Annotated in this window: 12 protein-coding genes and 1 pseudogene; 5 read left to right on the forward strand and 8 right to left on the reverse strand. The window is 61.0% G+C overall.

Annotation, left to right across the window (positions count from 1 at the left end; all coding sequences use genetic code 11):
* Window positions 1–109 precede the first annotated feature (109 nt).
* Window positions 110–2434 carry a DEAD/DEAH box helicase gene (locus tag QMK17_RS09180; protein ID WP_283508475.1) on the forward strand — a complete coding sequence of 775 codons (2325 nt, stop codon included), beginning with the start codon at window positions 110–112 and terminating at the stop codon, window positions 2432–2434.
* Between the two features lie 163 nt (window positions 2435–2597).
* A complete protein-coding gene (locus QMK17_RS09185) occupies window positions 2598–3140 on the forward strand; it encodes an FAS1-like dehydratase domain-containing protein (RefSeq protein ID WP_283508426.1) in 543 nt (180 codons plus the stop codon).
* A 43-nt stretch (window positions 3141–3183) separates the two neighbouring features.
* Here the strand turns inward: QMK17_RS09185 and QMK17_RS09190 are convergent, their stop codons facing one another.
* The 7 genes and pseudogenes from QMK17_RS09190 to QMK17_RS09220 form a co-directional block, all read right to left on the reverse strand.
* The gene (locus QMK17_RS09190; protein WP_283508427.1) at window positions 3184–3531 is read right to left on the reverse strand and encodes an Rv3654c family TadE-like protein; all 348 of its coding nucleotides are present in this window, start codon (window positions 3529–3531) and stop codon (window positions 3184–3186) included.
* Complete coding sequence (locus tag QMK17_RS09195) at window positions 3528–3809, reverse strand: TadE family type IV pilus minor pilin (RefSeq protein WP_283508476.1); 282 nt, start codon at window positions 3807–3809, stop codon at window positions 3528–3530. Before QMK17_RS09195 ends, QMK17_RS09190 begins: the two co-directional genes overlap by 4 nt.
* 20 nt (window positions 3810–3829) lie before the next feature.
* A complete protein-coding gene (locus QMK17_RS09200) occupies window positions 3830–4033 on the reverse strand; it encodes a DUF4244 domain-containing protein (RefSeq protein ID WP_283508429.1) in 204 nt (67 codons plus the stop codon).
* A 60-nt stretch (window positions 4034–4093) separates the two neighbouring features.
* Window positions 4094–4666 (reverse strand): type II secretion system F family protein, encoded by a 573-nt coding sequence (locus QMK17_RS09205; protein WP_283508431.1) that lies wholly within the window; start codon window positions 4664–4666, stop codon window positions 4094–4096.
* On the reverse strand, window positions 4663–5460 hold the full coding sequence (locus tag QMK17_RS09210; protein ID WP_283508432.1) for a type II secretion system F family protein: 798 nt from the start codon (window positions 5458–5460) through the stop codon (window positions 4663–4665). Before QMK17_RS09210 ends, QMK17_RS09205 begins: the two co-directional genes overlap by 4 nt.
* Window positions 5457–5789: pseudogene (locus tag QMK17_RS09215) on the reverse strand (ATPase, T2SS/T4P/T4SS family); the annotation flags it as partial. The gene QMK17_RS09210 and the pseudogene QMK17_RS09215, both read right to left, overlap by 4 nt.
* A 124-nt stretch (window positions 5790–5913) precedes the next feature.
* Complete coding sequence (locus QMK17_RS09220; RefSeq protein ID WP_283508434.1) at window positions 5914–7014, reverse strand: hypothetical protein; 1101 nt, start codon at window positions 7012–7014, stop codon at window positions 5914–5916.
* Window positions 7015–7139: 125 nt separating this feature from the next.
* Between QMK17_RS09220 and QMK17_RS09225 the strand changes: the two genes are divergently transcribed.
* The 3 genes from QMK17_RS09225 (at window position 7140) to QMK17_RS09235 (ending at window position 10914) form a co-directional block, all read left to right on the forward strand.
* On the forward strand, window positions 7140–7580 hold the full coding sequence (locus tag QMK17_RS09225; protein ID WP_283508435.1) for a hypothetical protein: 441 nt from the start codon (window positions 7140–7142) through the stop codon (window positions 7578–7580).
* 110 nt (window positions 7581–7690) lie between these two features.
* A complete protein-coding gene (locus QMK17_RS09230) occupies window positions 7691–8236 on the forward strand; it encodes a hypothetical protein (RefSeq protein WP_283508436.1) in 546 nt (181 codons plus the stop codon).
* 173 nt (window positions 8237–8409) lie between these two features.
* Window positions 8410–10914, forward strand: coding sequence for an N-6 DNA methylase (locus QMK17_RS09235; protein ID WP_283508437.1), 2505 nt, complete (start codon window positions 8410–8412; stop codon window positions 10912–10914).
* Window positions 10915–10973: 59 nt separating this feature from the next.
* Here the strand turns inward: QMK17_RS09235 and QMK17_RS09240 are convergent, their stop codons facing one another.
* A complete protein-coding gene (locus tag QMK17_RS09240; RefSeq protein ID WP_283508439.1) occupies window positions 10974–11396 on the reverse strand; it encodes a hypothetical protein in 423 nt (140 codons plus the stop codon).
* Window positions 11397–11712: the final 316 nt, after the last annotated feature.

Raw genomic sequence — 11712 nt, forward strand, 5'->3', positions numbered from 1 at the left:
CGCAGGTCGCGTGGGCGGCAATGCCGCGATGACACGGCCGAAACAATGGAGAGCATCAGTGACTCAACCAGATCCAACGAAAGCGGGTCCGTCGTCCAGTTTCGGCAGATTGCTGCTGGATCGAGTCCTGGCGGGCACCCCGACGGGTGAGCATCCATTGACCCACGTCGCGGAGCTCCCGGGAAGGAACGCCCAATTCGTCGACTGGCCAACGTGGTTGAAGCCTGAAGTTACGACAATGCTCGTCTCCCGCGGCATAGCCCGGCCGTGGAGCCACCAAGCACGGGCGGCGTCGCTCGCCCACGACGGTCATCACGTTGTCCTGTCAACTGGAACCGCCTCGGGAAAGTCACTGGCATACCAGATGCCGATCCTCACGACCCTTTCAAGCGACGCCCGCGCGACCGCGCTCTACCTCGCTCCGACGAAGGCGCTCGGAGCCGACCAACTCCGGAACACCCTGTCGATGACCGACGAGTTGCGCGGCGATGCACCGCAACTGGCCGAGGTGTTCGCGAGCTCGTACGACGGCGACACCCCGATCGAGATCAGACAGTGGGCGCGAGCCAATGCTCGATGGATATTCACCAATCCGGACATGATCCACATCGGAATCCTCGGCGCGCACGAACGCTGGGCACGGTTCTTGAGGAACCTCAGATACGTCGTCATCGACGAGTGTCACTACTACCGAGGTGTATTCGGATCCAATGTGGCGTTGATCATGAGGCGCCTGCGACGCATCTGCGCCCGTTACGGTGCGGCACCGACGTTCGTCCTCGCAAGCGCAACCACCTCCAACCCCGGACTCGCCGCGTCCAGGCTTGTCGGCGAGTCCTGCACCGAGGTGACCGAGGACGGCTCCCCGCACGGCCCTAGAACCGTCGCGCTGTGGGAACCTCCGCTACTGAAAGAGATCACCGGGGAGAACGGCGCGCCCGTCCGACGATCGGCCGGAGCCGAGGCGTCCAGAATCATGGCCGACCTGATGGTGGAAGGCGCCCGCACACTGACATTCGTGCGCTCACGACGCGGCGCCGAGGTAACCGCACTCGGAACGCAGCGTCTTCTCGCCGACGTCGACCGCGACTTACCGGGACGCGTAGCCGCCTACCGGGCCGGATATCTCGCCGAGGACCGTCGAACGCTCGAAAGGAATCTCTCCGACGGCACCCTCCTCGGCGTAGCGACAACGAACGCACTCGAATTGGGCGTCGACATAGCGGGTCTCGATGCTGTCGTTGTCGCGGGCTTCCCCGGAACCGTCTCGTCGTTCTGGCAACAGGCAGGTCGGTCGGGGCGACGCGGAGAGGGATCACTCGTCGCACTCGTCGCCCGGGACGATCCACTCGACACCTTCCTCGTTCATCACCCTGCTGCATTGTTGGACAAGCCGATCGAAGCGACGGTCACCGATCCCACCAATCCCTACCTACTCGGCCCTCAAATGCTGTGCGCTGCTGCCGAATTACCGATCACCCCCGGCGAGGCCGCCGAACTGGGAGCAGAACAGGTGTTGGAAACTCTCGCCGCCGACGGACTCGTCCGCAAACGCCCACACGGATGGTTCATCACCCCCGAGGGCCAGAAACACACGCCGCACGCATCGGTGAACATTCGCGGCGGGTCCGGAACTCAGGTGGCCATCGTCGACGGTGAATCCGGGCGCATGCTCGGGACCGTGGATTCTGGAAAAGCTCCTGCCACAGTCCATCCCGGGGCAGTACACATTCACCAGGGCGAATCGTTCGTCGTAGACGAGTTGAATCTGGAGGACGGTATCGCGCTGGTCCACGCCGAGCACCCGGACTGGCACACCTCTGCTCGCGAAACCACCGACATCGCGGTCACCGCCGTACATTCGCAGCGAGCCCTCGGCGACGTAACCGTCGCACTGGTCCAGGTGAACGTCACCCATCAGGTCGTCGGCTATCTGAGAAGACTGCACTCCGGCGAAATCCTCGATTCCATCGAACTCGACATGCCGCAGCAAACCCTCGATACCCGCGCCGTCATGTACACGATCACCCCGGAGCTGTTGGTAGAAAAAGGAATACCTGCCGAGCGCTTCCCCGGTTCGCTTCATGCCGCCGAGCACGCGGCCATCGGACTGCTCCCTCTCGTGGCCACGTGTGACCGCTGGGACATCGGAGGGGTGTCGACAGCACTCCATCCCGACACCGGGCTTCCGACGGTGTTCGTCTACGACGGCTACGACGGCGGCGCTGGGTTCGCCGACCGTGGCCACCGCGCGATCGTGGATTGGCTCGATGCGACAAAGGAGGCGATCACTTCCTGCGAGTGTCCGACGGGATGCCCGTCGTGTGTGCAGTCGCCGAAGTGCGGGAACGGCAACGATCCGCTGGACAAGGCCGGTGCCGTCATCGTGCTGCAGGCCGTGCTGGATGCGGTCACGCCCCGCGTGCGCGGGTAGTTACCTTCTACCGTCAACGAACACTGACCGGGTGGCTTGAACCATGACCGAACACAGCAAGTCGCGGCATCCATTGTAGAAAGTAGAAAGTTCACCGTTCCCCGCTGCGAACCCTCCCCGAAGCTGGTGAACTAGCCCTGTCCCGCGAAGAACAGAGGTGCTCATGTCGACGTTGTCATTCCGCGATACCGACATACCTGCTCCAAACCCCATCTGGGACATGGTCGGCGCTCACCATCTCGTGAGCTTCGTGTACGAGATCGGACGCGAAAAGATCAAGGAATTCGCGCGGGCCGTCCATGACGATCACCCCGCGCATGTCGACGACGAGACCGGCCGGGAACTGGGCCACGGCGGAATCATCGCCCCGGTCACGTTCATCAGTGTCCTCGGTACCGCGGTTCTGCCCGAACTCTTCGCCAACCTACTCATCGGCTACGGACTGGGCGACATTCTGCACTCCGACCAACAGATCGTTCTTCACCGGCCGATCGGGGTCGGCGACATCATCTCTAGCGACTTGTGCCTCGAATCATTCCGCCAATCGAGCGGTAGCGACATCATGGTGACGGCCAACGACATGACCGACCAATTCGGCGAACCGGTGGCAACGACCAAAACGACATTCGTCGCCCGCACCGGAGTTCGGGCCGACGACGGTGGCATCGGCGACATGCTCGATGGCATCATGCGGCGCGGCGGGTAGCTGCCACCCCAACGCACATGCACGTGCGTTTGCGCCAAAGAGATCAGGCCGGCCCCGCCCTCGCCGACGCCACCGCATCGCGCTGGCCGAAGACCCCCAGTTCAACGCTGATCGAGACCTCCACCACGACATCCCAGTCCTCGACAACACACCCGATCATGTCGCCGCCCATCCTGTTCACGACCAACTCGCCTGCCGAACAGGCATCGGCCACACCTCGATCGAGCGCGCCGGCGGCCGCGAGCGCCGACAGATCCGCAGCAGACTGAGCGCGATGACGGCTGCTCACCGCCGAACCCACATGGACGACAGCTATCACCACGACCAACAACGCCGCCAGTGCGAAGGCAGCCAAAATCGTCGCGTAACCGTCGTCGTCGTGAGCAGTCATTCCGGCTCGACTGCGGCGACTGCTTCCGCGCTCACCGTCAGACCGGGTAGGGCAGTGGCCGATTGCACTCTCGCAGTGACGAAGCCGCCATCTTCCGATAACGTCACCACAGCACCATCCGGTATCACCGCATCCGATACTTCTCCCCCACGCGCAACGGATCTCGCGGCTTCGCGAGCCCCGTCGACGCAACGGATATGCATCGACACCGCCATGACCGCGCCGATGCACGTGACGACGACCGCGACGATGGAGGCAATCGCAATCGCAGCCTCCACCGTCACAGCGCCATCGTCCGCTACACAGCGGTATTGAGCGCTCGGTCGATTATTCCGGTCAACGCTCCCACGATCGAATCTCCGGTCACGACCGTATACAGAACCGCTCCGAATGCTGCCGCGGCGATGGTACCGATCGCGTATTCGGCTGTGGACATTCCATCGTCCGCGACCACCGCCACCAGTAGTCTCGACTTCGCCTGAAGAATCATGTTGTGCACCATCGATTTCCCCCTCCATTGCCTCCGGGTCGGCTGCCCCTCCCCGGACTTCCGATTGCGTCCTCACAGCAGTCCCCCACCGAGGACGTTGTCTGCGAGTCCCGCCACTACCGGCACGATGCCGAGGCATACGAATGCTGGTAGGAAGCACAACCCCAGCGGGCCGCTGATGAGGACTCCGGCCCGCTCTGCTGCCGCGGCTGCCGAGTCCTCGACTCGTGATCTCTCGGTGTCCGCGAGTTCCGACACCGCGTCGGCGAGCGAGGCCCCCGAACGGGCGGATCGTCGCGCCATTCGGGCAAGCGGTTCCAGTTCCTCTGACGCTGCCACCGGCGCCCACGCGATCTCGGGGTCGGCACCGAGAGCGAGAAGGTCAGCCGTTGTACGAAGTGCAACTGCTGAACCGCCGGGAGCGGTCGCCGAGACCGCCGATGCCGCCGTGCTGGTGGGGAGTCCGCCGCGCAGGCACGCCGCCATCATGTCGAATGTCGTCGCGACCGCAAGCGGGTCGATATCGGGGACCGACGTGGACGGCGATGTCGGTTCGTGATCACGATTCAGGCGTCGGAACGGCTCTGGCCCCGAAGGGTTCAGAATGAGCGCAACCGCCGCGCACACAAAGGCTTCCCACATCATCGACACACTTTTTCGGTGATCGCATTGGTCCACAGCAGCCCAGCGCACGCGAGTCCCGCACCTACCACCAGGAGGATTCCGCCGAGACCGCCGCCGAAGAGAACACTGAGAGGCGACGCTCCCATCGCCTGCCCGAGTGCGACGCCGACTGCCGGCAGGCAGGCCAGCACCGTACCCGTCGCGCGCGCTCCGGCGAGCGAAGCCTCCGTCCGATCTCGAAATCGGCGTCTCGCTACAATGTCTCCACGCGCTGCAGCGAGCAGACCGACCAGCGCGAGACCATGTTCGTCCGCCACACGCCACGCGCGTGCCAAGGTATCCAGTTCCGCAGACACCGGTGAGTCCGTGACCTGCAAACCGGCATAGGCATTTCCGCCGAGGCGGGCTCGGCCCGACGCGCGAACGAAAGCGGTTGCAACAGTCCCGGTGCAGTCCGCGGCGGCAGCTACGCAGGCCAGCGCTGGGTGTGCGCCGACGCGGAGTTCTCCGATGACCGTTTCAAGTCCACCGATCAGTGATTCGCGCTCGGTGCGATGACGGCGACGCCGGGCGGCTTTGCGCCTGAGAGTCCACACCGTGCCGAACATGATGACTGTCGCGACCAACTCGTGTATTCCCACGACGGATCCGATGAGAACGACGGCCGCCGCGGACCCCATCACCGACATCGACATGCGACGGCGGGCGAACACTGTTCGTCGCCGGGGCGGTCGACGCAGAATGGCCAGACGTGGGCGATCACCTGGAATCATCAGCAATGCTGCAGCGCACAGGAACAACACGATGACGCTCATTCGGCCTCCAGTCGCTGCGACAACAACTGGTCGAGCCGTGCCCGTCCCGGCTGTGGTTCACCGGAGATGTTCCAGGCGGGCGTTATTCGCACGCGACCGGTCTCCTCGGGCGTGACCACGGCGATCTCACGCAACCGTCTACGACCGTCCGATGCCCGATGAACGTGCAACACGACGTGTACCGCTGCAGCGAGCTGGCTGTGCAATGCGGCTCGATCCATGCCCCCCAGAGCGGCAAGCGCTTCCAGACGAGCGGGGACCTCGGCCGTGGAGTTGGCGTGAATGGTGCCCGCTCCCCCGTCATGCCCGGTGTTGAGCGCCGTCAGAAGTACAAAGGTAGCCATTCTAAACAGCGTGTTTACGCTGCTCAGACGCCAAATCGCCCCCGGAGTCAGGGTACGACTGACTACACGGGGGCGAGAGGCGCGCGCTGGCTCGAATCAGCGCGCGGGATCAGAAGATCGTCGGGCTGGCGTAGTCCTCGTCAGGGGTGATCTGGAGGACAGCAGCAGCGCCGCGATGACGAACGCCGACGCCGAACGCGCGGATGTAGTAGCTGTTCTGCAACGGGTAGGCGTTGTTGTCGCCGGGGATCAGCTGCAACCCGCGCAGGTTCGGTGTCTTGTGCTCACGGAACGCCAGCGGAGCGTGCGTCCCTCCGCTTGCGACTGCTGTCACGTATCCGACAGGTACCCAGCTCGACTGCACGATGAACGCTTCGCCGTACGAGCCGACGACCTTGAGACCTTCGTAGGACGCGGGCGCGCGGTCACCGATGATCGCCTGGTCCGACAGGAACGCAGGGGCATTCGCCGCCGGGATGAAGTCGTTCGCTGCCTTGCCGCCGTCTGCTGACTCCTGGCCAGCGCGGAACGTCGTGATGATGTCCGCGTCGTCGGGATGGGCGAGAATGACGATCTGCGAACCGAAGTCAGCTCCGTAGCCGTGCTCGGTGACGTTGCGGATCAGGTAGTCCAGGTCCGTCGCCTCGAACGCGCCGTTGGTGGTCCTATAGTGGTCGTGACCTGGCGCGAACGACTTACCCGCGTAGTTCGGCGGCTTGGCGTCGTCTTCGCCGTCCCAGAGGGAGTAGACCGAGACGTTGTTCTCGTTGATGTTGCGCGTGAGCGTGGTCGTCTTGGTCAGCAGCGCACCGAGGACGTGCCGAAACACGAGACGGTTGTCAGCTTCGAGGACTGCCGAGTGGATTGCTTCGAGCTGGCCGGACTCGACCTGCGCGAGGAACTTCCACGTGAAGCCCTTTCGTGCGTCCCACCACCTGAACGGGTAACCGAGTTGCAGTAGCGAAGGGCTGACACGAACCGACTTGGGAACGCCGAACTCGGACGCTTCCTCGAACTCGGTGTCACCTACTGACTGCTCGATCCAGTCGGACGAGTTCGTAGTGTTCGCCGTGAACAACCTCGCGACTGCTGTCCGCTGCGTGTTCAGGAGTTCGAGTGTGGTCTGGAACTCGGACCAGATCGCGGACCAGTCTTTGCCGTCGACTGTTTGGTGGAGGTCCGCGACTGTGCTGTACCCGTTTGCTGCCATGATGTTTCGCCTTCCGATGGTATATAGAACTGCAACCAGAATACGTCAATGTCGTTGCAGGCGAACGTCATTGGTTCTACCTAGCGTTAGACTGGACGTAGGGACCACCACAAGGGAGACAACACATGTACGACGACGACATCCTCGCCACAATCGAGCGGGCAGAGAAGGTCTGGCCGCACAACACACACCTGCTCAACCACCACCGCATCGACAGTTACGTGCGTCTCGCGCTGCGGGACCGCGACGACGCAATGATCGACGGAACAGCTTTGATCCCGCCGCTTGGTCTCGCCAACGACTTCGACCACGACTTCGTGTCGTACCCTTTCGAGGACCCAGCGACGATGCTCGCCAGCATGGACTTGTGCGAGGCCCGAGGACTGACGTGTGGCGCTCCCGGATTCATCTGCGGCGTCTGCTCGCGAGCGATCGGAGACGTACCCCGCATACCCAACAGTTTCGAGATCGTCTGGGTATCTGCGCCACCGAGTGTTGTCGGCGTCGCGCTCTGCTTCACGTGCGCGCCGACGATCATCGACGGATACAACCCAGTGAGGCTCTGACAATGGCACAGTGCGTCGCAACGACAGCGCACGACAATCGAGGTCGAGCTGGCCAGCAGTGCGGACGCAACGCGGTGCGAGGATCACAATTCTGTTTCTCCCACGGTGGGGTGGCGAAGTCAGCGACTCCCAACAAGATCAGCACCCGCGTGGAGAACCCAGCTGTGACGTGCACGGCGCGACGCACCGACGGCCAACCGTGCGGGAACTACGCGGTCAAAGGATCGACCGTCTGCAAGAATCACGGAGGTTTCGCGCCGCATACTCGACTCGCTGCGTCGCAGCGCATGGTCGAGATGCGACTGAAAGCAATCGGAGTCGTGGACGGGATGCTCGATGACCAGGCGCTAGAACCTGCGATCCGACTTCGAGCTGCGCAGATCGTTCTCGACAGAACTGGCATGGGACCTACGTCGAAGGTCGAACACGAACTCGAGGTCAAACCGTACGAGCAACTGCTCGTGGTGCGCGACCTAGCAGTACCCGACGAACCAGAACCGCAGTACGAAATCATCGACGCTGAGGTCGTTCCTACTGCGCCAGACGGGAGACCAGGCTTCGACCCGTCCCACGTATGGAAGCCAGAGCAGACAGAACAACCGGCTGAGCACCACAACGTCGTGGCCTTCCCAACGCGACCTGGGCCACGCGCATAACTAAGCACCTAAGCAGTCGGCCTGCGCACATACGAGCGGCATCGACCTTGTCGGACGCGTGCACTACGTTCCGTAGTAACTAACGCAACACCTCGCACCACTTGCAACACTTGCAAGTGCGCCCGACATACACTTCGGTGAGGTTTTGCTAGCTATACAACGGAGGTTGCACGATGCCCGCACCAGGAATCTCGGAAACCGAGACGGTGGTCAAGCGGGTTCTACCGTACCTCCAGCGACGCGGTTACGACATCGACAAGGATCTCACGTTCGAACTCCCAACTGCGGACGGTTCGACTCCCCGATTCGTTGACATATGTGTGACGGCCGGAACGCAGAAGCCCAAATTCCTCATTGAGGCCAAGCGTCAGTCTCACCGCCTCATCAAGAAGGATCGTGACCAGGCACTTGCGTACGGTAAGAGCCTGAAAGTCCCCCTAGTTGTGCTGACCAATGGCATCGACCTCGAGCTCTTGAACACGGCGACCGGTGAGCCAATGAGACTGTCGGACACTCGCGCGGGCAAGACCATTATCCCTCACAAGACGCAGCTCACCAAGGTTCTGAAAAAGCTGAAGGACAATCCGAACACGTCTGACCTCCGTCAGGACGACGACTCCCTGCCTTACAGGCCAGGCCTTCCGCTAAAGCAACTGAATGCTCTATTCGCGCGCTGCCACAGCAAGATTCGCGTTTTGGAGAAGGATGAAGACAGCGCGTTCGCTGACTTCTCCAAGTTGCTCTTCCTGCGACTGCTTGAAGAGAAGGACGACGACCCGATGTCCGGGTTTGAGCTGCCCTACTCTTCTCGGTTCTACGAACTCGCGGAGCGGCCGGCTAGTCAGCACGATCAGGTCAAGACCTTGGTTGACGAGATGATCGCGAAATGCAGGACCCAGTACGGCGATGTCATCACGAGTGGACTGCACATCAAACAGGCCTCAACGTACGCCTACCTGGTGTCTGAGCTGTCCAAGGTGTCCTTCACTGACAGCGGACTGGACACGAAAGGTGCCGCCTTCGAGTATTTCGTGCGCGCCACTCTGAAGGGCAAGAAGCTCGGGCAGTACTTCACGCCTCGCCAACTGGTCGAATTGATGTTGGAAATGGTAGGTCGAGATCTTATAGTGGGGACCCTTGCAGCGGGGTCTCCGATCAAAGTTCTGGACCCCGCCTGTGGAACTGGGGGCTTCCTCGTCTACCTGATGAAGCACGCCCTGGATGATATCGAGCGCCGTCGGAAGAACCGCAAGCTTACTGGACCTGCGGCGGAGGATTTGAGCCGCAAGATCATGGCTGAGACCTTCTATGGCATCGACGCCAACCTTGGCGTTGCTTCATCCGCCAAGATGAACATGATTGTCTCCGGTGACGGCCACACGAACATCGTATGCGCCAATGCTCTTGCTGCAACTACGGATACGTGGTCGTTGGACGAGCCTGCCTACGACCTCATCATCAGCAACCCACCCTTCGGAACGAGCGAAGCAGACCTCCCAGCAGACGATCTCGCCAACTACCCTGTAAGGACAACCAAAGGACAAAACCTTTTCCTTCAACACATGGTGTTGTCGGTGTTACCTGGGGGCCATGTATGCACGGTCATCGATGATGGTGCACTCAATAACAACGACGCAGCAGAAACTCGAAGGTGGCTTTTCGATAATGCTCGCATCAAGACAATCGTGAGCCTGCCTGCGGTCACATTCAAGCCCAACAAAATCACGGTGAAGTCCAGTGTCCTCCTGCTCGAAAGGTTCGACACGGAGCGCGAAGACCCTGATGAAGAATATGACGTCACGTACGTCAGCCTAGAAACTCTGGGTTTTCATCCGTCTGGCGAGCTGATCCGTAACTTCGATGTCGAGGGCCTTCGGGCAGACTTCCGTGACCTACTCGACAACCCACCAACGGGTCACGTCACCAAAGCCCACTTCCGCGCTTTCACATTGTCCAGCAAGGAAATTGATGCAGACGGCACGACACGTATGGACTACAAGTACTGGGATGCGGCCGTTCGCGAACACATTGAAGAGATTGCGCAGAAGGGCGGCAAGACTATCGCCGAACTGAACACCGTAGTAACCGAGCGAGGGGTTAGCCCCAAGGCTGTTTCATATGTCGATCAAGAAGACGGCTACGCCATGGTGGTCAAGGCCGGATCCTCAGTCACATCGTACGGTGAGGTAGTTGACTCTGGCGACTGGATCGAGAAGATGACCTACGATGACGCCGCCGACCGGTCGAAGCTACGCAGAGGTGATGTGCTACTTTCCTCTACTGGCGACGGCACTTTGGGCAAGGCAGCCGTCTACGATTCCGACGAACCGGCAGTAGCCGACGGCCACGTCACAATCATCCGGGTGTCGAAGAAGGACGTTGACCCTTGGTTTCTTGCGGACTACTTACGAGAAGGATTCGGTCGCATCCAGTCAAATAGGCTGTTTACCGGCTCCACAGGACTCATCGAACTACCCAAGGAGAGCGTCGAAACAATCGTTGTTCCAACCTATCTCAGCATCGCCGAACAAAAGCGTATCTCGCGTAGCCTGAGAAAGGCTGAGACAGCAGCGGTTCAGACGCGAGCAAAAGCGGACGCGGCATTAACTGACGCACGCGCTGACTTCGCAGGGTTCCACCAATCGCATGACGGTGAAGTCATTCCTGTCGAGAACTGAGCAAGGGCCGGGCATCCGATGTTGAACTCGAATGACCGGCCACACCCCCCTTTGCTAGGTCATTCGTCAGCCGGCGTACCACCCATAAACCGCATCACGTCATGGTGAACCTTCAACGCGCATTCGTAGTCTGAATTTGAACGTTCGACCAGCCCCGACCCGCTGAGATCAGCGTAATGCCGGTCACTCCAGAGCATTACATACATCAGGTCATGAAAGCTCTCGGCCCACCGACCATTGAAATGAATGCACATCTTCGCCAGCACACGATTAATGTCCGTCATGTTCGCACCGCGAGCAATGTAGGTCGCGTCGAATACGAGAACATTGCCCCCGTAGCGGACGTTGCGGAACCTGAGCGTTGGTCGCCGAGACACACTTCCTCCGTAATGGAACTGCATCCATCCCGCATAGCAGGACGCCAATTGCTCACTCTCGCAAGCCATCCAGAAGCGCCAGCACTTCGAGTCGATGCCGCTCACAACTCGTTACTCCAAAAGTCCACAGCGTCAGCGTCTGCCTCATCGACATCCATGTCCCAGACCTGCTTACGGATGAACTCGACACTCCTCACAGGGGCATGCAACGCTTCGCCGACCCTACTGCCGAGTGCCACCGCTTCGCGCGTGTGGTCGTAGGTCGAGTCGTCGTGCGTAAATACGAGGTCCAACTGATCGGCCCAAGGATTTCGGACAGTGGACCCGCTTAGAATAGGAATCTACTGAAATGAGTCCGACCAGCATGAGCAGATCTCGGCGATCGTTCTCGGCAGAGTTCAAAGATGAACTGTGCCGAGAG

Source organism: Rhodococcus sp. G-MC3, assembly GCF_030063335.1.
Lineage (GTDB): Bacteria > Actinomycetota > Actinomycetes > Mycobacteriales > Mycobacteriaceae > Rhodococcoides.

Coding starts and splice junctions, on each gene's coding strand:
- QMK17_RS09190 (WP_283508427.1), bottom strand. CDS start 3,531: ATGACTGCTCACGACGACGACGGTTACGCGACGATTTTGGCTGCCTTC.
- QMK17_RS09200 (WP_283508429.1), bottom strand. CDS start 4,033: ATGGTGCACAACATGATTCTTCAGGCGAAGTCGAGACTACTGGTGGCG.
- QMK17_RS09220 (WP_283508434.1), bottom strand. CDS start 7,014: ATGGCAGCAAACGGGTACAGCACAGTCGCGGACCTCCACCAAACAGTC.
- QMK17_RS09235 (WP_283508437.1), top strand. CDS start 8,410: ATGCCCGCACCAGGAATCTCGGAAACCGAGACGGTGGTCAAGCGGGTT.
- QMK17_RS09225 (WP_283508435.1), top strand. CDS start 7,140: ATGTACGACGACGACATCCTCGCCACAATCGAGCGGGCAGAGAAGGTC.
- QMK17_RS09205 (WP_283508431.1), bottom strand. CDS start 4,666: ATGATGTGGGAAGCCTTTGTGTGCGCGGCGGTTGCGCTCATTCTGAAC.
- QMK17_RS09210 (WP_283508432.1), bottom strand. CDS start 5,460: ATGAGCGTCATCGTGTTGTTCCTGTGCGCTGCAGCATTGCTGATGATT.
- QMK17_RS09185 (WP_283508426.1), top strand. CDS start 2,598: ATGTCGACGTTGTCATTCCGCGATACCGACATACCTGCTCCAAACCCC.